Genomic DNA, 22,891 nt, shown 5'->3' on the forward strand with positions numbered 1-22,891 from the left:
GTAATCAAACCACCCCGGATCACATCTGAGCGGAAGTCGCGACCGGGACTCGTGGCCATGGGGTTACGGTTGTCCCCTCATCATTGAATCACCGCAGATATCACGATCAGTAGACTCATCTGCAAGGGAGGTGCCCGATGTACCCGAATGACCCGAACAAACCACGCACCCAGCGGTACGACAACGGATACAACGCCGATCCACAGGCGCACCAGGCCTACTCAGATCAGGGCTACCAGCAGCCCTATCAAGGCGATCAATACCGGGGCGATCAGCCCTACGCCGCCGCGGCGCAGCCGGCAGCACCGCAGCGGCGACCGAAACCCCCTCGACCACAGGTCAATCCGTCGATGTTCATCGGCGGTGTCCTGGCCACCGCCGTCGTCACCGCCCTCGCGGCCTGGCTCGTCGCCTGGATCATCCGGCTCGTCATCACGCGGGTGAACGAGACCGGCGCCCTCGGCGTCTGGAATCCGATGGCCAACGACGAGTACTGGTTCGGAGTCGTCGCGTTCTTCTGTGCCATCTTCGCCGGAGCACTCTGGTACGTCCTGCACCTGGCGACACCGGCACCGAACCAGTTCTTCAGGTGGATCGTCGGATTGCTGGTTGTCGCGGCGATGCTGATCCCGCTTTTGCTGTCCTACGAATGGGTCACCGGTATCTCGACGGCGATCGTGCACGCGGTGATCGGTCTGCCCATCTTGTTCCTCATCCCGGCGATGGGCACCAAGAGCATGGAACGTCGCTGATCTGAACTGATCTCACGAACTCGCCTGTACGAATCGTGCAGGCGAGTTCGTCATTTCCACCACCGGCGTTCCGCCGGACGTCAGTCCGTGACGCGCAGGTGCGTCACGTCGCCGGCGGCCACCGGCACGCGCTTGCCCGCGACGTCCTCCACGACCACCCGCCCGGTGCTGTCGATCTCGACCGCCGCGCCCTCGAGTTGCTCGTCGAGTGGCAGCTGCACGAGCACGTGATGGCCGAGCGTCACGCAGAGGTCGCGGTAGTCGCGGCGAAGTCCGTCGAGATCCTGCGGCCACTGCTGCAGGCGCCGGGAGAGCGCGGTGAGGACCGCTGCGGCAAGATCCTGCCGGTTGACCTCTGCGCCCGCCAGGTCCAGCGAGATCGCCGTGGGGACCGGCAGCTCGGCCTCGGTGAGGCTCACGTTGATCCCGATTCCGATGACGGCAACCGTTCCCGACGGACCACGGGTCAGCTCCGCCAGGATTCCGGCGACCTTGCGCCCACCGATACCGTCGGTGGTCCCACCCGGCGCGGGCAGCAACACGTCGTTGGGCCACTTGAGCACCGGTGCGAGCTCACTGACCTCCCGGATGCCGTCCACCACCGCGAGCCCGGTCAACAGCGGCAGCCATCCGAGCGCCGCCTGAGCGTCTGCCACATCGGCCGCCACAGCCACAGACATGGCCACCTGCGAACGCGGTGGGCTCTCCCAGTGCCGGGTGTACCGTCCGCGTCCCGCGCTCTGATATTCCGCGACCAGCACCGAGCCGACACAATCCGATGTCGCGGCCAGTGCACTCAGGTCGGCATTGGTCGAGCCGGTCTCCTCGACCACCCGCACCGAACGCCAGTACGTACCGGCCACGGCCTCCCGAAGTGCGTTTTCGTCGATGGGGACACGGTGCTCTGCCTGCGAATTCATGCCATCAGACTAAGGCTCCGCCGCCCGTCGATCCCAGCATTGGCAACGAGCATTTACCTGTGTCCGCCGGTACCACTTCGAATGTGAGTTAAACCTCAGGTTAGCCCGGCGCGCACCGCCTGCACGCAGTGTGGATAGCATCAAGGCCATGACGAGTTCCCCCCAGGACGCGCAAGCGACGCCGGACATCCACACAACTGCCGGAAAACTCACTGACCTGCACAATCGCCTCGCAGAGGCAAAGCACCCGGTCGGCGAAGCAGCAGTTGAGAAAACCCACGAGAAGGGAAAGCTCACTGCTCGTGAGCGCATCACCCATCTTCTGGACGAAGGTTCGTTTGTCGAACTCGATGCTCTGGCCCGTCACCGCAGCACCAACTTCGGCCTGGGCGATCGCCGTCCGGTCGGCGATGGTGTGGTCACCGGTTACGGCACCATCGACGGCCGTGAGGTCTGCGTGTTCAGCCAGGACGTCACCGTCTTCGGTGGCAGCCTCGGTGAGGTCTACGGCGAGAAGATCGTCAAGGTGATGGACCTCGCGATCAAGACCGGCCGCCCGCTGGTCGGCATCAACGAGGGCGCCGGCGCCCGCATCCAGGAAGGTGTTGTCTCGCTCGGCCTGTACGGCGAGATCTTCCACCGCAACGTGCGCGCCTCGGGTGTCATCCCGCAGATCTCGCTGATCATGGGCCCCGCTGCCGGTGGCCACGTCTACTCCCCCGCGCTCACCGACTTCGTGGTCATGGTCGACAAGACCAGCCAGATGTTCGTCACCGGCCCCGACGTGATCAAGACCGTCACCGGCGAAGACGTCACGATGGAAGACCTCGGTGGCGCCCACACGCACATGGCCAAGTCGGGTGTCGCGCACTACGTCGGCGCCGACGAAGAAGATGCCCTGGACTACGTCAAGGATCTGCTGAGCTACCTGCCCAGCAACAACCGTGGCGAGGCCCCGCGGGTCCCGGTCGCCACACCGGCCGCCGGATCGATCGAGGACACCCTGACCGACGAGGACCTCGAGCTCGACACCCTCATCCCGGACTCCCCGAACCAGCCGTACGACATGCACGAGGTCATCCGCCGCGTCCTCGACGACGACGAGTTCCTCGAGGTCCAGGCCGAGCGCGCGATGAACATCATCGTGGGCTTCGGTCGGGTCGACGGACGCAGCGTCGGCATCGTCGCCAACCAGCCGACCCAGTTCGCCGGCTGCCTCGACATCGATGCCTCCGAGAAGGCCGCACGCTTCGTGCGCACCTGTGACGCCTTCAACGTGCCGATCATCACCCTCGTCGACGTCCCGGGCTTCCTGCCCGGAACCGATCAGGAATACAACGGCATCATCCGCCGCGGCGCGAAGCTCCTCTATGCCTACGGAGAGGCCACCGTCGGCAAGATCACCGTCATCACCCGTAAGGCGTACGGCGGCGCGTACGACGTCATGGGCTCCAAGCACATGGGCGCCGACGTGAACCTGGCCTGGCCGACCGCACAGATCGCCGTCATGGGCGCATCGGGCGCGGTGGGCTTCGTCTACCGCGGCAAGCTCAAGGATGCCGCCGCCAACGGCGACGACGTCGACGCATTGCGTCTGCAGCTGCAGCAGGAGTACGAGGACACCCTCGTCAATCCGTATGTTGCCGCCGAGCGCGGATACGTCGACGCGGTCATCCCGCCGTCACACACGCGTGGGCAGATCGCCACCGCGCTCAAGCTCCTCGAGCGCAAGATCGTGAACATGCCGCCGAAGAAGCACGGAAACATCCCCCTATGAGCGACGACACCACACCCGCGGGCGACGAGACCGCGGCACCGGCCGCACCGTTCCTCACGGTGATCAAGGGCAACCCGTCGGACGCCGAGGTTGCTGCGCTGGTCGGGGTCATCGCCGCGGCGAGCGGATCGGACGCACCCGCCGATCCGGGTCCCCGTGAGCTCTGGGGTTCGCACGCCGACCGGCTCCGGCCGGCAGGTGGGATGGCGCCCAGCGCTTTCCCGAACCTGCGCTGGGATTACTGATCCGGTGACGCTCGGGTACCGCCGATGACCCGGTTCGTCCTGGCATCGGCGTCACCCGCACGTCGAAAGGTCCTCGACGCCGCCGGCATCAGCCCGGTGGTGTCGGTCTCCGATGTCGATGAGGACGCACTGCTTGCGCAAGCGGGCAGCGCGCCCTCACCGTCGGACATCGTGACGATGCTGGCCCGCGCCAAAGCGATCGATGTCGCCGGCCGCCTCGACGCGGACATCGCCGCGGATTCCGTCCTGATCGGCTGCGATTCCATGCTCCTGCGCGACGGCGTTCTCACCGGCAAACCGCACTCCGCGCAGGTTGCTCTCGCCCAGTGGGCCCAGATGCGGGGTACCGAGGCACAGCTCATCACCGGTCACTGCCTGCTGCGGCTGACCGACGGTGAGGTTGTTGCCGCCGAAACCGGTTGCGTCGCAACAACTATTCGCTTCAGTTCGCCCACCGACGACCAGATCGCGGCGTACGTCGGTACAGGTGAACCGCTACAGGTCGCCGGGGCATTCACTCTTGACGGTCTCGGTGGTTGGTTCATCGACGGCATCGACGGCGATCCCTCGTCGGTGATCGGTATCAGCCTCCCACTGGTCCGCGCCCTGCTCGATCGAGTCGGTGTCAGTGTCACCGACCTGTGGTCGCAGCCGGCCTGACAACCAGGATCGTTTGTCGACTGCGGCACCCGCGACCGGCGACTACGCTGGATCCGAGCACTGCATGGAGGAGACCCCCGCTTGCATGTCACCACGATCGACCATTACTCGCCGCCGCCCGGTGGGTTGATGCGATGGACAGTGGACTCCGACAACAGCGTTGCGATGCCCTCTTCGGTACCCCTGTCGTTCAACCAGCAATTTCACCTGGGCACGGTCGAGAGCGGAAGTGTCTGGCTGGCAGCGGCTTTCGATGTGGACGGACCGATCGACACCGGCGCACTGGAACATGCCTACCGCCTGCTGATCAGCAGGCACGGCACGTTGCACAGCGCGTTTGTCCGACGCGGCGATCGGATCGATCGCGAGATCCACGATCCTGCGCAGCTGATCTTGCGTCCGGCGAAAACCGTGGTGACCTCGACGTCCCACGAGCTGCGCGCACTGCTGCACGACGCACTCGACACCGCCTGCCATCCGTTCGACTATCCGGCGTTCCTGCTTGCGGCGATCGACCGGCCCGATCGTTCCACGGTCATCTGCGGATTCGATCATGTCCACGTCGACGGCTATTCGATGTCGATCATCGTCGACGACCTGCATCAGCTGTACGACCGATGTCGCCGGGAGCCCGACGGTACGGACGTCGACGCGTTGCCGATGGCCGGGAGTTTTGTGGACTATTGCGCGGCGGAGTCGGACGCGGTCGCCATCGGTCTGCGCGATCCGCGAATGCGCGCCTGGCTGGACTTCTTCGACGAGCACGACAAGACACCGCCGAGCTTTCCCCTCGACCTCGGACTCCCCCTCGGGCAGACGGCGCCACAGGCCGTGGATCTGCGTGACCTGCTCGACGCCGAGGCCACCGCCACCTTCGAGCTGTTCTGTCGAAGCAACGGTGCGACGGTGTTCGCCGGACTCCTCGCCGCGATGGCCCGATGCGTCCGGGAACTCGGTGGGGGCCCACAGATGTCGATGCTCTTCCCGCTCCACACCCGACGGTCGGAGCAGTGGCGCGGCGCTGTCGGGTGGTTCACCACGAATGCACCTTTGACAGTCGTCGCGACCGACGACTTCATCGACTCGGTTCAGCGGACGGGTCCGGCATTGCGCACAGCGTTGAGTCTCGGCGAGGTCCCGGTGGCCCAGGTCCTCGACGCGATGGGCGGTCTCAATCACCGGCGAGGTGACATTTTCATGGTGTCGTTCATCGACTACCGGAATCTGCCCGGTTCCTCGGCGCACGAGGAGATCGGCGCCCAGCACATCTCGAACGTCACGGCCACCGACGACACCCAGTTCTGGATTTCCCGGACCGGCCGCGGACTTTCACTGCGTACGCGCTACCCCGGAACACCGGCGGCACGGTCGGTGATCGTCGAGTTCCTCGACCGACTCGGCCAATTCCTCGCCGAGATCAACTCACTGCAACCCGTCGACCGTGCTGGCACTAGTCTCATGGGGTAAACCAGCCAGCACCGCCCTGAGTCGATTTGGAGTGAATCCCGTGACCGTGGAGACCGACAACAACCCCGGCTTCGCCGACTACGTCCACCCCGAGCGTCTGGTGAGCACCGAATGGCTCAGCGCACACTTGGGTACCGACGGACTGAAGATCATCGAGTCCGACGAAGATGTGTTGCTGTTCGACATCGGCCACATCCCGACCGCCCAGAAGGTCGACTGGCATCTTCACCTCAACGACCCGGTGACCCGCGACTACATCTCAGGTGAGCAATTCGCGGAACTGATGCGCAGCAAGGGTATTCGGCGTGACGACACGATTGTCGTCTATGGCGACAAGAGCAACTGGTGGGCCGCGTACGCCCTGTGGGTGTTCACCCTCTTCGGGCACGAAGACGTCCGCCTGCTCGACGGTGGCCGCGATGCCTGGTTCGCCGAGGACCGCGACATCACCTTCGACCTGCCTTCGTACCCCGAATCGGACTATCCGGTTGTCACCCGCGACGACTCGGTGATCCGGGTGTTCGCCGATGAGGTCCGCGGACTCATCGGGACCGAACCGCTGATCGACGTCCGGTCGCCGCAGGAGTACACGGGCGAGCGCACCCACATGCCCGACTACCCGCAAGAAGGCGCGCTCCGTGGCGGACACATACCTACCGCCGTGTCGATCCCGTGGGCCAAGGCCGCCGCCGCCGACGGCCGGTTCAAAGCCCGCGCCGACCTCGACACCCTGTATGCCGATTTCGATGCCGGCGATCCGACGATCGTCTACTGCCGGATCGGTGAGCGGTCGTCGCACACCTGGTTTGTACTGACTCATCTGCTCGGCTTCACGAAGGTCCGGAACTACGACGGATCGTGGACCGAATGGGGCAACGCTGTTCGCGCACCGATCGTCATCGGTGCCGAACCCGGCAGCCTGAATGGAAAGAGGTGACTGCGGCGCTCGACGAGATCGTCGACGATTTCGCCGCCCTGTCGGATTCCGAGAAGATCCAGCTCCTCCTCGAATTCTCGGACGAGCTTCCCGAGCTGCCCGAGACCCTCGCCGAGGCGGCGATGGAACCGGTGCCCGAATGCCAGTCACCACTGTTCCTCTCGGTGGACAACAGCAATCCTGATTCGGTGGAGCTGTACTTCAGCGCACCACCGCAGGCGCCGACGACCCGTGGTTTCGCGTCGATTCTGTACCAGGGTCTCAACGGTGCCAGCGCGGACGAGATCCTCGCGGTCCCAAGCGATTTCTACACCCGGCTCGGTCTCGACTCGGCCATCAGTCCGCTGCGATTGCGGGGCATGTCCGCCATGCTGACCCGGATCAAGGCTCACCTGGGCACTCCCGCCCGGCCCGTGGGGTCATGAAGTTCATCCAGATGATGGACCAGCCCGTCGAACCGGGCGGGCTGGTGGAATGGACTCCCTATACAGAAGGCGGACTCGGCCGATGGACCGAGGACTCCCGCCCCACGTCGCACAACCACGAGCTTCACCTCCGCGGCGCGTTCGAGCACCGGCTCCGGACGCAGCGCGAAGGTGGCCGTGAATCCTGGCTCGGTCTGGCGATCGAGTTCGACGAACCGATGTCGGTGCCGGCAGTCCGGGCCACCCTGGTGGGATGGATCGACCGGCATGAGGTTCTCCGCAGCCACGTCGTGATCTGGAGTGACCGCCTGGCGCGGATGACCACCGGGCCGGGCACGGTCAAGCTGAAGATGGGTCGGGTGGGCTGGTACTCCGAGCCGGCGCCGCTCCTCGATCAGCTTGCCGGCAACTTCGATCGGGCGACCGCTCCCCTGCAGTGGCCGGCCTACATGTTCGCCACCGTTGCCCGGGAGAAATCGTTCACGCTGTTGTTCGCCGGAGACCACTCACTGGTGGACGGCTACTCGCTGATCATGGCGCAGCACGAGCTGATCGCGCTCTACTCCGCAGCCCGGCGCCGGACCGACCATGCGCTACCCGCAGTGGGCTCGTACGTCGACTTCAGCGCTTACCAGCGACGTGAGGCCGACGCCGCAGGCGCCGATCACGAAGCCATCGCCGTATGGTCCGACTTCCTCCACGACACCGGCGGCAAACTGCCCGGCTTCGAATTGGCGGATGGACCGGGCGAGGTCATCGCCGAAGACAACGGCGGCGACAACGGTGATAACGAACACATCGACGGCACCGTCTCCGAGTTGGTTCCGCAGGGCTCGCTGACGTCAGCATTGCTCGACGACGAGCAGACCAACCGGTTCACCGCCGTGTGTTCGGCGGCGGGCGGTTCGTTGTCGTCGGGTGTTCTGGCGGCACTGGCGGCGGTCTACGCCGAACTCGGTGGCGGTCCGATCCTGCGATGCGTGATCCCCCGCCACACCCGCGGCGACCAAGAGTGGTTCGGCGCACTCGGATGGTTTGTGGCCACGGTCCCCTTCCGCCTCGACACCACCGGAGCGTCCGATTTCGGTCAGCTGATCGATCGGGCCTCAGACGAGATGCGCCGGGTCCGCAAGGCCGGCACGCTCCCGTTCCTCCGCGTCGGCGAGATCCTCGGCCAAAAGCCGGGCGGCGGTGGCGATTTCCCGGAGCCGAAGTTTGTGGTGTCGTTCATCGATCTCCGGTTCGCACCCGGTCATGCCGAGGCCGACGCCGGCCGGGCGCGAGTTCTGCGAAGCCACAACTATTCAGGCGACGAGGTCTACATCTGGATCAACCGGACGGCCTCCGGATTGCGTATCTCTGCCCGTTTCCCGGCGCAGGGCCGCACCCACAACCAGGTCGGCCGTTATCTGTCCCGGTTCGGCGACTTTCTCAAACAGATCGGTGATCAGAGCACATTCGGATCCTTACCGGCGAGTAGGGAAACCTGAACCGGCAACCACCTTCTCGGTTACCCGCGAGTAGGGAAACCTGAACCCCGCGACCGCCTTCTCGGTTACCCGCGAGTAGGTAATCCGGGCCGAGCGAGCGATCCGTGGGTTGGAGTCGAGACTGATCCGCGAGGTGCTTAGACTCCACTGAAGCGCTGTCGTTCATCCACAGACGGACCAGTGCGCCACACCACCAGACATCGATATCCAAGATCGATATCCAACACAGTGTCACCAACGCGCAGACATCCGCGCCCGACAGGAGATCCAGTGCCAAGTCACGCCAGCACAGCACTCACGAAAGTCCTCATCGCCAACCGCGGTGAAATCGCGGTTCGCGTCATCCGCGCCGCGAAGGATGCCGGACTGACCAGCGTCGCGGTGTACGCCGAACCCGATGCGGACGCGCTCTTCGTGAAGCTTGCCGACGAGGCGTTCGCCCTCGGTGGACAGACATCGGCCGAGTCCTACCTCGTTTTCGACAAGATCCTCGATGCCGCCGCCAAGTCCGGTGCCGACGCGATCCACCCCGGCTATGGATTCCTTTCCGAAAACGCCGAGTTCGCCCAGGCCGTCATCGACGCCGGGCTCACCTGGATCGGCCCCTCGCCGCAGTCCATCCGCGACCTCGGCGACAAGGTCACCGCGCGTCACATCGCGCTGAAGGCCGACGCACCGATGGCTCCCGGCACGAAGGACCCGGTCAAGAACGCCGACGAGATCGTCGCGTTCGCCAAGGAACACGGCGTGCCCGTGGCCATCAAGGCCGCGTTCGGCGGCGGTGGCCGTGGCATGAAGGTCGCCTACACGATCGATGAGATCCCCGAGCTGTTCGACTCGGCGACCCGTGAGGCCATCTCGGCCTTCGGTCGCGGCGAGTGCTTCGTGGAGCGCTACCTCGACAAGGCCCGCCACGTCGAGGCGCAGGTCATCGCCGACCAGCACGGCAACGTCATCGTCGCCGGTACCCGCGACTGCTCGCTGCAGCGCCGCTTCCAGAAGCTCGTCGAGGAGGCCCCCGCGCCGTTCCTCACGGCAGAACAGCGGGAAAGAATCCACTCTTCGGCCAAGGCCATCTGCAAGGAAGCCGGCTACTACGGCGCCGGCACCGTGGAGTTCCTCGTCGGCAACGACGGCCTGGTCTCGTTCCTCGAGGTCAACACCCGCCTGCAGGTCGAGCACCCGGTCACAGAAGAGACCGCCGGCATCGACCTCGTTCGCCAGCAGTTCCGGATCGCCGCCGGCGAGAAGCTCGAGTTCACCGAGGACCCCGCACCGCGCGGCCACTCGTTCGAGTTCCGCATCAACGGTGAAGATGCCGGTCGCGGCTTCCTGCCCGCCCCCGGACCCATCAGCGTCTACAAGGAGCCGACCGGCCCCGGCGTTCGCGTCGACTCCGGTGTCGTCGAAGGCGACGTCATCGGCGGCCAGTTCGACTCGATGCTGGCCAAGCTGATCGTCACCGGCGAGAACCGCGAGCAGGCACTGGAGCGTTCACGCCGTGCACTGGCCGAGTTCCAGGTCGAGGGACTGGCCACCGTGCTGCCGTTCCACCGCCACATCGTCTCCAACCCCGCCTTCATCGGCGACGGCGAGAAGTTCGACATCTACACCAAGTGGATCGAGACCGACTGGGACAACCAGATCGAGCCCTACACCGGCGCACAGCCGATCGAAGAGGACGAGGCCGAGCCGCGCAAGACCGTTGTGGTCGAGGTCGGTGGACGCCGCCTCGAGGTCTCGCTGCCCGGCGATCTGGCCATCGGCAACGGTGGTGGCAACGGCGCGGTCAAGAAGAAGCCCAAGTCGCGTACCCGCGCCAAGGGCGGAGCTTCCGCTGCTTCCGGTGATGCCGTGACCGCTCCCATGCAGGGCACCGTCGTCAAGGTCGCCGTCACCGAAGGCCAGGAAGTCGCCGCCGGTGAACTGGTCGTGGTGCTCGAGGCCATGAAGATGGAAAACCCCGTCACCGCCCACAAGGACGGCGTTGTCACCGGCCTGAACATCGAAGCCGGCGCAGCCGTCACGCAGGGCACCGTCCTGTTCGAGCTCAAGTAGGCGATAGCCATCGAAGCGGTCGAGATCAACGCGGGCGCGTGGTACCTCCGCGCGTACCGCGATGATGACCGGGTGTCCGACCGGCCGGCCCTGGCGCTGGCCGGTGTCACCGACCCCGACTACGTCCGATCGTGCGAGGCGGGCTGGGCCGATGAGACCCGGTTCACCTGGGCGGTCTGCGAACCGACCACCGGTGAGATGCTTGCGGAGGTCGCCCTCGAACCCGAGGGCGACACCTATCTCGCACAGTTGACGGGCTTCGCCCGTGACGGCCATCAGCTCGCGCTGGAAGCCGCCAAAACGGTCGTCCGCCGATTCGGTGAAGGCGCACTCGGCTACACGATCCGGGACTGACACTCTCGACGAGCACTCTTCACAGAACCACCCGTTCCAGGCATTTCCACCGTTGCAACGAGTGGAAATGACTGCAGCGGGTGGTTTTGTGCTGCCGCGGTTTCAGGCGTCCGGGTAGTCGTGGTCGAGACCGGTACCGAGGTCGCCACATTCGACGTCGATGACGTCGTCGCGGGTGGCCAGGTACGGTCCGGCACCACGATCACCGGACAGGATGTCGAGTACCGCGTCGAGATGTTCGGCACCGAGAAAGACCGGGTGCCCCGCCTTCCCGGAATGTGTTGCCCGGGCCACCGCGGTAGCGGTCGGGCCCGCCGCCTCCAGCAGTCGTCTCACCTGCGCGGCGGTCGTGTCGGGGATGTCAACAACATGTAAAACCACCCCGGTCAAACCCTTGCGTTCACGGGCCCGGATCAGTCCCGCCCGGACTGATTCACCGAGCCCGTCACGCCACTTCTCGACCCGGACAGCGCTGGCTCGCGGCGGCATCGGGGGCTCGGCGGCACCCACGGTCACCAACACCTGCGTGCACCCGCCTTCAGCCAGTGCACGGACTCCCGATTGCAACCACTCACCCTCTGCAGCAAGCACTTTCGGCATCCCGAACCGGGTTCCTCCACCGGCCGCCAGCAGCACGCCCACCACCTCGGGCACCCCGGTTCGTCCCTCGTCATCGACTCCCATGCGACTCACCGCCAACCTCTCACCGGTCCCCTGCCGCGACAACCTCTGTCGCCCACCCATCACATACGATCACGACACCACACCCCTACCGCCCGGATATATCCGTTTTGCTCGCCGAGCGGATGACCCGACTTGGGGTGATCCTTGTGTTCCATGCGCACAGCGGTCAGTGCCCGTGCCGGCCCGCCGCGCATCCAGTTGGAACGAATACACCATCCCGAGGTAGTCCGATGAGCAGCGAAACCGAGAACGACGCCACACCCGCCGACCCGGCACCTACACCGGATCCGGCGAAGAAAAAGAAGAAGCGCGTCCATCCGGTCGACGAGGTCCCACCCGCCGGCAAACTGGTCACCCTCGGTTTGCAGCACGTCATCGCCTTCTACGCCGGCGCCGTCCTCGTCCCGTTGATCATCGCGGGCGCGATCGGCCTCGACGACAAAGCGCTGACGATGCTCATCACGGCCGACCTTTTCACCTGTGGCATCGCCTCACTGCTGCAGGCGGTGGGCATCTGGAAGATCGGGGTCCGGCTGCCGCTGTTGCAGGGCATCACCTTCGCGGCGCTCGCGCCCGTCATCAAGATCGCCAACGAGAACGGTGGCGGCCGGGTCGGACTTCTCACCGTGTACGGCGCGGTCATCTGTGCCGGGGTGTTCACGTTCTTCATCGCCCCGCATTTCGCGAAACTCATCCGGTTCTTCCCGCCGGTGGTCACCGGTTCGGTGATCACCATCATCGGTATCGCACTGCTCCCCGTGGGTATCGGCGACGCCACCACCGACCCGGCCACCCACACCTCGGACCCCGGAAACAGCCGCTGGCTGATCTATGCGGTCGGCACCATCTTCCTGATCGTTCTGATGCAGCGCTTCTTCCGGGGCTTCCTGGCAACCATCGCGGTGCTCCTCGGTTTGGTGATCGGAACCTTCATCGCCTGGACGCTGGGCGACACCACTTTCAGCGCGGTCGGTGAGGCCGATTGGGTGGGCTTCACACCACCGTTCGCGTTCGGTATGCCCCGCTTCGACATCATCGCGATCGTCTCGATGATCGTGGTCCTGATGATCATCGCCGTGGAATCCACGGGTTCGGTCTTCGCGACCGGCGAAATCGTCGGCAAGCGCATCAAAAAGGAAGACATCGCCGCGACGGTCCGCGCCGACGGCCTGGCCACCGTGATCGGTGGCATCTTCAACTCGTTCCCGTACACCGCCTTCTCCGAGAATGTCGGCCTGGTTCGGTTGACGGGCGTCAAGAGCCGCTGGGTGGTCGCTGCCGCCGGCGGGATCATGATCATGCTGGGTCTGCTCCCCAAGACCGCGAAGGTTGTCGAGGCGATCCCGGCGCCGGTACTCGGTGGCGCCGCCATGACCCTGTTCGCCACAGTGGCGGTTGTCGGCATCCATACCCTGGGCAAGGTCGACTTCACCGATCATCGCAACCTGATCATCGTCAGCACCTCCCTGGCGATGGGTCTCTACGTCGAGTTCTCACAGTCCTCGGCACCGTCGCAGGCCATCGTCGACGGCGAGGTCGTCGACATCCCGGCCACATCGGGTGTCGACCAGGCGGTCCCGGGACTCCTCGAGATCCCGTTCGGGGCCGGCATCACCATGGGCGCCCTGACCGCGATCGGATTGAACATCTTGTTCTTCCACACGGGCAGTCGTGGTGTGGCCGTCGCCGGCAGCGGTGCGATTCGACTCGCACAGGTCAACGACATGTCTCAGGCGCAGTTCCGCGAGACGTTCGGCAGCCTGGTCCAGAACGTCAACTGGGTGCTCGACCGCGCGTATGAGCAACGTCCGTTCGACAGTGCCCATGACCTGCGCGCCTCATTCCAGGAGGCATTGCTCACCGGCAGCGACGACCAGCAGATCGAATTGATCCGGTCCTTCCCCGATCTCGATGCGGAAGACGAAGTCGGTGACATGATCGCCTCGGATCACACCGCCTTGTCCAATCTCGAAGAGGAAGAGCACGACAACATCGTCGAGATGGCCAAGGCTTATCGTCAGCAATTCGGTTTCCCGCTGGTGATCTGCGCCCGTGAGACCGAGCGATACGAGCGGGTACTGCGCAACGGCTGGACCCGGATGGACAATGCCGCGACGAGTGAGAAGTCGTTCGCGCTCATCGAGATCGCGAAGATCGCGAACTACCGTTTCGATGATCTGGTCGCCGATGCCAACCCCATCATCTCGGCGCGGTTCAACCGTTTCCAAGACGTCATGGGCTGATCCACAATCAACGAGCAGCGTTACAAAAAAAGACGGAGGACATCACGTGCGACGAGTTGACTGGCGAGGCCTGGATAGCTTCAACGAATTGCGCCAGAGTCAAGCAATTCACGCCCTCTACGAATGTTGCACCTCCCGGATCTGGGCGATCCGGGTGGCTGCCGGACGTCCCTTTGTGGACCAGGAGGCCTTGTTCGAGCGTGCCGACCTGATCCTGGCCGAACTGACCGACGCCGATCTCGACGAAGCTCTCGACGGACATCCACGGATCGGCGACAAACCGGACAACGCCTCGTCGGCGAGCGAGCAGTCCGGCGTCACCGGCGCCGAGTCGGAGGTCCTCGACGACCTCAAGAAGGGCAACGCCGAATACGAAGCCAAGTTCGGGCACGTCTACCTTGTGTTCGCGAACGGCCGCCCCGCGGCAGAACTGCTGGCAATCCTCAAGGAACGCCTCAGGAACAGCCCGGAGACCGAGCGACGCGTCATGCGGATGGAGTTGTCGAAGATCAATCGGCGACGGCTGACCATCATGCTGGAACCTGCCGTGAAATACGTCACCGACGAAGACGTGCTCACCGGATGATCGACATGATCGAGGTGGCATGATCGGAGGATGATGATCGAGGACACCCGGTGAGCAGTCTGAGTACCCATGTACTCGATGCTGTCACCGGACTTCCGGCGGCCGGTATGGCGGTCACACTCTGCACCTCTGATGGAGTCAAGATAGCCTCTGGTACAACGGATTCCGATGGCCGGATCACGTCGATCGGCGACGATGACCTGGCCGCGGGTACATATCAACTGACGTTCGACACCGGAACATGGTTCGGTGACCGCCGGATTGAGCACTTCTACCCCGAGGTGTCGATCGCTTTTGCGGCCACCGACACCTCTCGGCACTACCACGTGCCGTTGTTACTCAGCCCCTTTGCCTATTCGACGTATCGGGGTAGCTGATCCAAAGAGAAAGTGACACACCACAATGGGCATCATCCTTGGCGAAAACCAGTACGGGAAAGCCGAGAACCGCGTCGTTCGGATCTATCGGGATTCACCGCGCCACGAAATCAAGGACATCAACGTCGGAACGTCGCTGCGTGGCGATTTCTCGGCGGCCCATCTCGATGGTGACCAGCGCAAGGTCCTGCCCACCGATACCCAGAAGCAGACCGCGTACGCGTACGCCAAAGAAAAGGGCATCGAGAGCATCGAGAAGTACGCTCTCGCACTCGCCTACCGGTTCGTCGACAACAACGAACCGGTCGACGGCGCGCGGATCGAGGTCGAGGAATACAGCTGGGAACGGGCGGTGGTCGGCGGTGTCGAACACGACCACACGTGGGTCCGCAAAGGACAGGAGGTCCGGACCGCGGACATCACGGTCGAAGGCAAGGGCGATGATCAAAAGACCTGGGTGATAGGTGGTTTGAAGGATCTGGTGGTCCTGAAGTCGACCGGTTCCGAGTTCCACGATTTCCTCGAGGACGAATACACCGTTCTGGAGCCGACCAATGATCGGGTGATGTCGACATCGCTGGTGGCGAAGTGGCGATTCACGGCCGGACACGAAGCCGAAGGCGGAGCTGGACCATATGACTATGTTGACTGGGAGATTGTGTATCCCGCGATAAAACAGATCATCGTCGAGAAGTTTGCGACGGTACACTCACTTGCCTTGCAGCAGACGCTGTTTCAGATCGGCAAGGCGATCCTGGAGGCGTTCGAGTACATCGCCGAGGTCAAGTTGTCGGCACCGAACATCCACCATTTCGTCTACGACCTCTCCCGTTTCGGCCTGGAGAACAACAATGAGGTGTTCAACGCAGATGACCGCCCGTACGGATTGATCCAGGCCACGGTCACCCGCGACGACGCTCCTGACGCCGGTCCGTCCTGGACACCCCAACGGGCCTGGTTGAGCTAGCCACACCCTCTTCACGCGAATGGGATATTCACACTGACGAGACCTCCGCCCTGCCCCGAGGTGAACAACACTGATCCGCCCAACTGCTCACTGCGTTCCCGGATCGATTGCAATCCGGTGCCCGGTGTCCAGTCGGCGGCGTTGCTGCCGACGTCTCGTACGGTGATGGTGAAATTGCGGTCGGCGACGTCGAGGTCGACGGCGGCAGATGCGGACCCGGAGTGTCGTGCGACGTTGGTGACGGCTTCGACAATGATGCGAAAGGCCGCCACCTCGACAGCCGCCGGAAGTGGGGGAAGTCGCTCCGGCGCCGTCACAGACACCTCCAGCAAATCGCCATCGGCGGTTCTCAGCTGTGAAACCCGCTGCTTCACTGCACCTACGAGCCCCATCTCGTCGAGAGCCGGCGGTCGCAATCCCTCGACCAGACGCCGGATCTCGACGATGGCACCGGCGGTCTCAGCACGCACGGTGTCGAGCAGGCGAACGGTTTCCGCCGGGTCCCTCGCGGCATGGTTGCGGGCGGCGTCGGTGGTGAACGCGACACCGGTCAGGATCGGACCCAGACTGTCGTGAAGGTCACGGCGCAGTCGCCGCCGCTCCTCCTCCAGCGCCGTCAGCACATGCCCTCGCGACTCGCGCAGGTCGGCCGCGAGACTGACACCCTGGAGAGCTCTGGCCATCGGAGCCGCCACCAATTGCAGCACCGAGCGAACCTGCGGGTGAAGGCCCTGCGAGTCGGCGGGAACCCCGACCACCAGTTTCCCGACCTCTTCACCATCGGCGGTCAGCTTCACAACAAGTTCATCAGCGCCACCCTCACCGGCGGTCGCGATGCAGTGTTCGTTGTCCCACAACTCGATTCGCGGAACCCCGATCGCGTCACGAAGCGAGAGCACCCAGTTTTCCGGGCCGCCGGCAGCCGAGAGCTTCTGACCCAATCCGGACAAAGTCAGCACGGCGTCGCCGCGGCTGCCGAACAGGACCTCGTCGACCACACCTCGCAGGCGGGACGCCACCGGCCCGAACGCTGCCGCCCCGACAAACGCGATCAGCGCCCCGGTGGCGCGTGCCGTTGAGGTACCGGAGAAGTTCGCGATGACAACGGAAGCTGCCGAGAATACGGCGACGGTGAGTTCGAACATCGCCAGATACAGAACAATCCAACTGATGACGAGCCGGATGTCGACAACGTCGGGCACCGTCATCCCCAGTGCCAGCAGCAGCGGAACGGTCGGTGCGATGACCGCCGCCAGCACCACATACACGTCACCGTCTGCGGAATCGGCGAAGAAGAACAGGTGCCCGAGGAACAGGGCCGCGGTGGCCGATACCGTCAGCAACCAGAGCATGCAGCGACGCTCCCGGCCGACCGATCTCTCGGTTCGCCACCACACCAGGGCGATCATCACCGTGCCCGCGATCACTGCGCCGCTCCACAGCAGTGGCATCCACCAGGTTCCGATCAGGACCGCGACCGCTGCGACCACCAGAAGCGCCATTGCAATCCTCGATGGCAGCGACAGGTCAGGCCTCGGGTAGTTCGCCAGAGTCAGGGTTGCCACCCCGCCGAACGCAGCGGCGATCAGCAGCCACCCCACCTGCTCGGCTGCGAGATTGCCGGTCAGCAGCACGCCGACACCGGCACCGAGCGTTCCACCGAACACGATGAATCCGACTGCGGTGGCCGGCGATCCCGGTCGGTCATCACCCCGGCCCCGCATCCACCACAGCATGCAGATCCCACTGACCAGCGCGCCGGCAGCCACAGCCAGCCCACCGACCTCGATGATCACGGGTCGCCGATCACGGTCCGTCCGAGACCGTTCTCGCGCGCCAGCACGATGGCCTCGGCTCGGGTGGCGACCCGTAGCTTGGCGAAGATCGCCGAGATGTGGTTGCTGACAGTCTTGTTCGCGACGTCGAACGACTGCGCGATGGCCGCGTTCCCCTCACCGCGCGCGATGCGGTCAAGTATCTGCAACTCACGCGGTGTCAACTGCGGAAATGATGTGGCCGGACGAGGCTGCGCGCCCACGGCCGCATCGAGCAGATGTTTGGCGATGGAAGGCCCGAACACCGTTTCACCGACCGCCGCAGCGTGCACTGCGTGCTCGATTTCCTGTTGCCCGGCGCCTTTGAGGAGATACCCGCGGGCGCCGGCCGCGAGTGCTGCCAATACTGTCACCTGGTCCTCGAACATCGTCAGGACAAGAACCGCGGTGCCGGGCAGCGCGGTACAGATGCGGCGGGTCGCCTCGATGCCATCGCCACCCGGCATCTGGATATCCATGACCACCACGTCTGGCCGGAGCAGGTGCGCTTCCCGCAGCGCCGCCTCGCCCGATCCGGCCTCGCCGCAGACCTCGATGCCATCCAGGGACGACAACAAGGCGCGAATGCCACTGCGAACCACCGGATGGTCATCAACCACCAGTACGGAGACCATGGGGAAAAGTCTGACCCCAGCCGGCCTCTTTCACCAGGTATTCAGCCCTTTTTCGTTCAGGCGATTGCCCGGTCCCCTGGGTGCCTGCCCCCATGACCAACTGTCTCCGGCGGCCCATTCTGGTGTCCATCATCACTTCGAAACGGAAATGGACGGACACCATGAACACTGCATCCGAATCAGGCAGTTTGAACAAGAAGGTCAAGATCGGACTCCTGCTGGCAATCTTCCTCGGCGTGCTGGACATCGCCGGACTTGCACTGCCCGGTCCCGACGGCGAAACACCCCCCATCGCCGTCATGGTGATTGCGTGCATTTTGGGAATTGCGACGATCGTCTTCGCGGTCATAGCTTTGAAAAACCGGAATCGCAACGCAGTCCGAGGAGTGGTGATCACCCGATTCCTCTCGGCACTGGCGTCGATACCAGCATTCTTCGTCAGTGGAATCCCTGGACCCGTGATCGTTCTGACCGCTGTTCTCATCGTGCTCACGGTGGTCGCAATCGCGCTGATGATGAGCAAGCCGTTCCTTGTCGAACACGCCGAGGCCACCAGGTCGGCGCAAACGGCCTGACAGACGCCGCCCGGTCCTGGTCCGCCGGGCAGGCCCGGAGACTGCCCGGTCGACCAGAGTTGCGCTCCCACCAGGTGCTAAGTGCACTATGGATGCATGGATACAGTGCAGTTGGTGGAGGTCAGTCCCCGCGATGGCCTGCAAAACGAGAAGACGGTGTTGTCGGTCGATTCGAAGGTCGAGCTCATCAACCGCAGCGTCGCCGCCGGAGTCAGACGTGTCGAAGCCGTGAGTTTCGTGAACCCCGCACGGGTCCCGCAGATGGCCGGCGCCGAAGAGGTGATGGCCCAGGTCCCCCGCGTCGACGGGGTGTCCTACATCGGACTCGTGCTCAATCGTCGTGGACTCGACCGTGCCCTGGCCGCCGGCGTCGACGAGGTCAACGTGGTGGTGGTCTCAACTGACGAGTTCAGCACCCGAAATCAGGGTTGCACTGTCGCCGAGGGTGTTTCGGCCTGGACCGACATCGCGGCAGCCGCACAGGCAGCCGGTGTGCGCACCACGGTCACCATCGCCACCGCCTTCGGTTGCCCCTTCTCCGGCAACGTCGACCCCGCGTGGGTCACCGATTTGATCGGTCAGGTGGCGCAGGCCGGCCCGGACGAGATCGCACTGGCCGACACCATCGGTGTCGGGGTACCCGCCCAGGTTCGCGCACTCGCTGCGGGAGCAGCGCGCAACGCGCCGGGTGTGGCGCTGCGCTGGCACTTCCACAACACGCGCAACACCGGATACGCGAATGCGATGACCGCACTCGACCTCGGAGCCCAGGCCCTCGACGCCAGCATCGGCGGATTCGGTGGTTGCCCGTTTGCACCTGCCGCCACCGGCAACATCGCGTCCGAAGACCTGATCTACGCACTCGATCGTTCCGGGGTCTCCACCGGAGTCAAACTCGAAGCATTGGCCGAGACGGCGATCTGGCTCGGCGACCAGCTCTCGAAAGCAGTGCCCGGACAACTCAGCCGGGCGGGTAATTTCCCGCCGGCCTGACGAGTCCGGAGGTCAGACTCTGTCGCTCTGTAGTACACCGTCGATCGCATAGGACGTGTATGTATCGGCCAGGGCGCCAACGTCCTGTCCATCATTGAGCCACCAACTGATCCCGTTCATCATGTCCAGGATGGCCACCGCCGCCTGGTGCGGGTTGGCCACACCGAACTCCCCGGCAGCGATACCGGCGGCGATCACATCGCGAACCCGCCGCTGGTAGTACTTGCGAATATCGGTGATCTCCGCCAGGTGTTCGGGTGTGAGTGCCGTCTGCTCGCGCAGACTGACCAGATGCTCGGTCTGATGGTCGGCCAGACTCCGGATGTGCGCATGCATCAGGTTTGCCAAGCGCTCTTTCGGTGTACCCGCGGCGTCGAGCAAGGGCATGTGCAGATCTTGCAGATCCCGGGTCATTCGCAGGGCGATCGCGTACATGATCTCCTCCTTGCTGGAGAAGTGGTTGTACAGACTCGCGCCCCGAATACCCACCGCTTCCGCGATTTCGCGCATACCAACCGTGTGAAAGCCCTGTTTGGCGAAGAAATCCGCTGCCGCCGAGATGATCTCGGCGCGTCGCCCCGAACTCCTTCCACCGGCGGCGGACGGCTGGTCCACCGTCACTGAGAAGGCACCCCGGAGTAGAGACGGCGGAGCTCCCGCTTGAGTATCTTGCCCTGCGGGTCGACGGGTAGTTCGGTCACCGCGTGAATCTTCTTGGGAGTCTTATAGCTCGCAATCGACTGCTTGCAGTGTGCGATAAGCGAATCCGCGTCGGATTCCGCATCATCACGGAGGATGACAAAACCGGTGACCACTTCCGACCAGTACTCGTCGGGTAAGCCGACCACGGCGGCACGGACGACGTCGGGGTGACTCTGCAGGGCGCGCTCGACTTCTTGGGAAGACACGTTCATGCCACCGGTTTTTATCATGTCTTTGCTGCGATCGAGAAAGAACAGGTTGCCGTCGTCATCGCGCCGGACGATGTCACCGGTGTGCACCCATCCGTCGCGGATGACCTGTGCGGTCCGTTCAGGATCCTTGAAATAGCCCGACATCACAGAGGGCGAACGACAGATCAGTTCACCGACCTGCGCCGGTTTCCCGTCCGCATCGATCACCTCGACCTCGAGATGTGCAACGGGCTTTCCGATCCAGGTGGGGTCGGAGTCCGGGATGTCGTCGAGTGTGTGGAACCAGCCGACACTTCCCAGCTGCGACAGTTCGGATTGGCCCCAGTAGGTCCCCCACGTGACGCCGGGGGCCGAATCCGCCCAGGCGTTGATCGCGTGCGGCGACACCTGACCGCCGTAAGTCATACAGCGCTGCACGGTTCGGACGGTCTCCGGTCCGAAGTCGGGATGCCCGGCCAGACCGATGTAGAACGTGGGCGTCTGGGCCAGGACCGTGATCTTCTCGTCGCGGATCATCGCCAGCGACGCGCCGGCCTCGGTGGTCGCGGGCAGCACCAGCGTTGCACCCATCATCGTCAACGTGGTCATCGACCCGATGCCCGCGATGGTGTGAAACGGCATGACGTACAGCCAGATGTCATCTGGTTGGGTACGCAGACCCCAGCTCCATGCCGGGCCGGTGGAGATCAGGTAGTTACGGTGCGTGATCATGACGCCCTTGGGCGCTGCCTCGGTACCGCTGGTGTAGACGATCATCGCCAGGTCGTGCTCATCGACATCGCCGTCGGGTTCCTCCGACGATGCCTCCGCCAGCAGGGCGTCGAACGACGCCCATCCATGACCCGGCGCATCGCCGAACGCAATGTGGAGATCGACGGGCGCTGTAACCCGAACCCGGTCGACCACGTGGGTGAAGTCGGCGCCCACCAGCACCGCCGACGGCTCCAGGTGCGAAAGCTGCTGTGCCACCTCCGTCTCCCCGAACATCACATTGATGCCCGAATAGGATGCGCCGACCTTGAGCGCGCCGTAGTACGCGACCACCGTGTCGACGTGGTTGCGCGCCATCACGGCAATACGGTCGCCACGACCCACACCCAGCGCACGGAGCGCGTTGGCACAGCGGTTCGCCCGCTCGTTGAGCTCCGCATAAGTGCAGACCTCGCGATCACCTGCCGTGTTGTAGCTGATGAAGGCCGCCTTACCCGCCATGGTCCGCGCGTGCCTGCGGAGCTGGTCGCCGAGGGTGGCGCGGCCGAGAGGCGTCGAGGCAATGGTGTTCGAAGACATTGTTTTTCAGGACTCCGTCGCGAACAGCGGGGTGTCGAAGGAATCGACCGAGACGGTGTCCTCGACGGGGCTCCTGTTGAGCTTGGTCGGGAACTTGTCACGCGGATAGCCGACCGCGATGTGTGCTGCGGTGATGAATCCCTCTGGAATGCCCAGCAACTCGCTGACCGCGGGTTCTTCGTGACACAGAAGTGTGGTCACTGCGCTGCCGACACCCTGATCACGCAGCGCCAGGCACAGATTCTGCACAACCGGGTAGATCGATGCGCCGGCGACGACGCTGATGCGGTCCAGCTCCGCATCGGTCGGATGCAGACCCGCGACCTCGGCGCACACCACGATGAGCGCGGGCACGGTCGCGAGGTTGTGTGCGAACTCATTGGCACTGCGGATCGTCTTGGGAACCGCACCGACTCCCACGCTGCCATCACTGATCGCGCTGTAGTAGGCCTCCCAGTAGGGCAGGTACAGATCAGCGAGGGCCTTCTTCTTCGCTTCATCGCGTACCACGATCCAGCGGACCGGCTGACGATTTCCACCCTGTGGACCGAATCGCGCCACCTCGAACGCGTCGTAGAGCACCTCGTCCGGAACCGGAGTGTCAGCGTAGTGCCGACAGGTTCCGGTGGTGCGCATCGCTTCGGAAAGTTCCATCAAGATCTCCTCAATACGGGATCGGCCACTTGCCGGTGGGCCCCAAGGCCTCTGCGCATGACTGACCAGCTTCC

Annotated in this window: 22 protein-coding genes and 1 pseudogene; 16 read left to right on the forward strand and 7 right to left on the reverse strand. The window is 64.3% G+C overall.

The genetic code is table 11. The annotated features are described in order from the left end of the window. Nucleotides 1-137 precede the first annotated feature (137 nt). A complete protein-coding gene (locus H290_RS0122480; RefSeq protein ID WP_020109094.1) occupies nucleotides 138-752 on the forward strand; it encodes a hypothetical protein in 615 nt (204 codons plus the stop codon). Nucleotides 753-832: 80 nt separating this feature from the next. On the opposite strand, the gene H290_RS0122485 is transcribed toward H290_RS0122480, so the two are convergent. Next, a complete protein-coding gene (locus H290_RS0122485; protein ID WP_020109095.1) occupies nucleotides 833-1,672 on the reverse strand; it encodes a biotin--[acetyl-CoA-carboxylase] ligase in 840 nt (279 codons plus the stop codon). A gap of 148 nt (nucleotides 1,673-1,820) precedes the next feature. On the opposite strand from H290_RS0122485, the gene H290_RS0122490 reads away from it, so the two are divergent. The 9 genes from H290_RS0122490 (at nucleotide 1,821) to H290_RS0122530 (ending at nucleotide 11,085) form a co-directional block, all read left to right on the forward strand. Beyond that, nucleotides 1,821-3,449, forward strand: coding sequence for an acyl-CoA carboxylase subunit beta (locus H290_RS0122490; protein WP_020109096.1), 1,629 nt, complete (start codon nucleotides 1,821-1,823; stop codon nucleotides 3,447-3,449). After that, nucleotides 3,446-3,694: an acyl-CoA carboxylase subunit epsilon gene (locus tag H290_RS0122495; protein ID WP_020109097.1), complete on the forward strand. Its 249-nt coding sequence runs from the start codon at nucleotides 3,446-3,448 to the stop codon at nucleotides 3,692-3,694. Before H290_RS0122490 ends, H290_RS0122495 begins: the two co-directional genes overlap by 4 nt. A gap of 24 nt (nucleotides 3,695-3,718) precedes the next feature. Continuing rightward, the gene (locus tag H290_RS0122500) at nucleotides 3,719-4,354 is read left to right on the forward strand and encodes a nucleoside triphosphate pyrophosphatase (RefSeq protein WP_020109098.1); all 636 of its coding nucleotides are present in this window, start codon (nucleotides 3,719-3,721) and stop codon (nucleotides 4,352-4,354) included. A gap of 81 nt (nucleotides 4,355-4,435) precedes the next feature. Continuing rightward, complete coding sequence (locus tag H290_RS0122505; RefSeq protein WP_028463557.1) at nucleotides 4,436-5,821, forward strand: condensation domain-containing protein; 1,386 nt, start codon at nucleotides 4,436-4,438, stop codon at nucleotides 5,819-5,821. Nucleotides 5,822-5,861: 40 nt separating this feature from the next. After that, nucleotides 5,862-6,758, forward strand: coding sequence for a sulfurtransferase (locus H290_RS0122510; RefSeq protein WP_020109100.1), 897 nt, complete (start codon nucleotides 5,862-5,864; stop codon nucleotides 6,756-6,758). After that, a complete protein-coding gene (locus tag H290_RS0122515) occupies nucleotides 6,755-7,183 on the forward strand; it encodes a SufE family protein (RefSeq protein ID WP_020109101.1) in 429 nt (142 codons plus the stop codon). The genes H290_RS0122510 and H290_RS0122515 overlap by 4 nt, the downstream gene beginning before the upstream one ends. Continuing rightward, nucleotides 7,180-8,673, forward strand: a complete 1,494-nt coding sequence (locus tag H290_RS0122520) for a condensation domain-containing protein (protein ID WP_020109102.1) — start codon at nucleotides 7,180-7,182, stop codon at nucleotides 8,671-8,673. The genes H290_RS0122515 and H290_RS0122520 overlap by 4 nt, the downstream gene beginning before the upstream one ends. Before the next feature lie 270 nt (nucleotides 8,674-8,943). Further along, complete coding sequence (locus tag H290_RS0122525; protein WP_020109103.1) at nucleotides 8,944-10,731, forward strand: acetyl/propionyl/methylcrotonyl-CoA carboxylase subunit alpha; 1,788 nt, start codon at nucleotides 8,944-8,946, stop codon at nucleotides 10,729-10,731. Between the two features lie 9 nt (nucleotides 10,732-10,740). Next, entirely contained in the window at nucleotides 10,741-11,085 is a 345-nt protein-coding gene (locus tag H290_RS0122530) for a hypothetical protein (RefSeq protein ID WP_028463558.1), read from the forward strand. A 102-nt stretch (nucleotides 11,086-11,187) separates the two neighbouring features. On the opposite strand, the gene H290_RS0122535 is transcribed toward H290_RS0122530, so the two are convergent. Next, nucleotides 11,188-11,769 carry an NTP transferase domain-containing protein gene (locus H290_RS0122535; protein WP_020109105.1) on the reverse strand — a complete coding sequence of 194 codons (582 nt, stop codon included), beginning with the start codon at nucleotides 11,767-11,769 and terminating at the stop codon, nucleotides 11,188-11,190. 230 nt (nucleotides 11,770-11,999) lie between these two features. Between H290_RS0122535 and H290_RS0122540 the strand changes: the two genes are divergently transcribed. The 4 genes and pseudogenes from H290_RS0122540 to pucL form a co-directional block, all read left to right on the forward strand. Continuing rightward, nucleotides 12,000-14,012, forward strand: a complete 2,013-nt coding sequence (locus tag H290_RS0122540) for a solute carrier family 23 protein (protein ID WP_020109106.1) — start codon at nucleotides 12,000-12,002, stop codon at nucleotides 14,010-14,012. Between the two features lie 46 nt (nucleotides 14,013-14,058). After that, nucleotides 14,059-14,598 (forward strand): 2-oxo-4-hydroxy-4-carboxy-5-ureidoimidazoline decarboxylase, encoded by a 540-nt coding sequence (uraD, locus tag H290_RS0122545; protein WP_028463559.1) that lies wholly within the window; start codon nucleotides 14,059-14,061, stop codon nucleotides 14,596-14,598. Nucleotides 14,599-14,648: 50 nt separating this feature from the next. Next, the gene (uraH, locus tag H290_RS0122550) at nucleotides 14,649-14,975 is read left to right on the forward strand and encodes a hydroxyisourate hydrolase (protein WP_020109108.1); all 327 of its coding nucleotides are present in this window, start codon (nucleotides 14,649-14,651) and stop codon (nucleotides 14,973-14,975) included. A gap of 31 nt (nucleotides 14,976-15,006) precedes the next feature. Next, nucleotides 15,007-15,942 (forward strand): annotated as a pseudogene (gene pucL / locus H290_RS0122555) (factor-independent urate hydroxylase); the annotation flags it as partial. Between the two features lie 11 nt (nucleotides 15,943-15,953). Here the strand turns inward: pucL and H290_RS29495 are convergent. Together H290_RS29495 and H290_RS0122565 are read right to left on the reverse strand one after the other, a co-directional pair. Next, nucleotides 15,954-17,738, reverse strand: a complete 1,785-nt coding sequence (locus tag H290_RS29495; RefSeq protein ID WP_020109110.1) for a sensor histidine kinase — start codon at nucleotides 17,736-17,738, stop codon at nucleotides 15,954-15,956. Next, complete coding sequence (locus H290_RS0122565; protein ID WP_020109111.1) at nucleotides 17,735-18,391, reverse strand: response regulator transcription factor; 657 nt, start codon at nucleotides 18,389-18,391, stop codon at nucleotides 17,735-17,737. Before H290_RS0122565 ends, H290_RS29495 begins: the two co-directional genes overlap by 4 nt. Before the next feature lie 161 nt (nucleotides 18,392-18,552). Between H290_RS0122565 and H290_RS0122570 the strand changes: the two genes are divergently transcribed. After that, entirely contained in the window at nucleotides 18,553-18,966 is a 414-nt protein-coding gene (locus tag H290_RS0122570) for a hypothetical protein (RefSeq protein WP_155976986.1), read from the forward strand. Between the two features lie 96 nt (nucleotides 18,967-19,062). After that, nucleotides 19,063-19,959, forward strand: a complete 897-nt coding sequence (locus tag H290_RS0122575) for a hydroxymethylglutaryl-CoA lyase (protein ID WP_028463560.1) — start codon at nucleotides 19,063-19,065, stop codon at nucleotides 19,957-19,959. A gap of 12 nt (nucleotides 19,960-19,971) precedes the next feature. On the opposite strand, the gene H290_RS0122580 is transcribed toward H290_RS0122575, so the two are convergent. Genes H290_RS0122580 through H290_RS0122590 form a run of 3 tightly spaced genes read right to left on the reverse strand, consistent with a single transcriptional unit; the run spans nucleotide 19,972 to nucleotide 22,817 of the window. After that, entirely contained in the window at nucleotides 19,972-20,580 is a 609-nt protein-coding gene (locus H290_RS0122580) for a TetR/AcrR family transcriptional regulator (protein WP_020109114.1), read from the reverse strand. Next, the gene (locus H290_RS0122585) at nucleotides 20,577-22,163 is read right to left on the reverse strand and encodes a class I adenylate-forming enzyme family protein (RefSeq protein WP_020109115.1); all 1,587 of its coding nucleotides are present in this window, start codon (nucleotides 22,161-22,163) and stop codon (nucleotides 20,577-20,579) included. The genes H290_RS0122580 and H290_RS0122585 overlap by 4 nt, the downstream gene beginning before the upstream one ends. 6 nt (nucleotides 22,164-22,169) lie before the next feature. Further along, a complete protein-coding gene (locus H290_RS0122590; RefSeq protein ID WP_020109116.1) occupies nucleotides 22,170-22,817 on the reverse strand; it encodes a nitroreductase family protein in 648 nt (215 codons plus the stop codon). Nucleotides 22,818-22,891: the final 74 nt, after the last annotated feature.

It is taken from the genome of Nocardia sp. 348MFTsu5.1, assembly GCF_000383535.1.
Taxonomy (GTDB): Bacteria; Actinomycetota; Actinomycetes; order Mycobacteriales; family Mycobacteriaceae; genus Williamsia; species Williamsia faeni.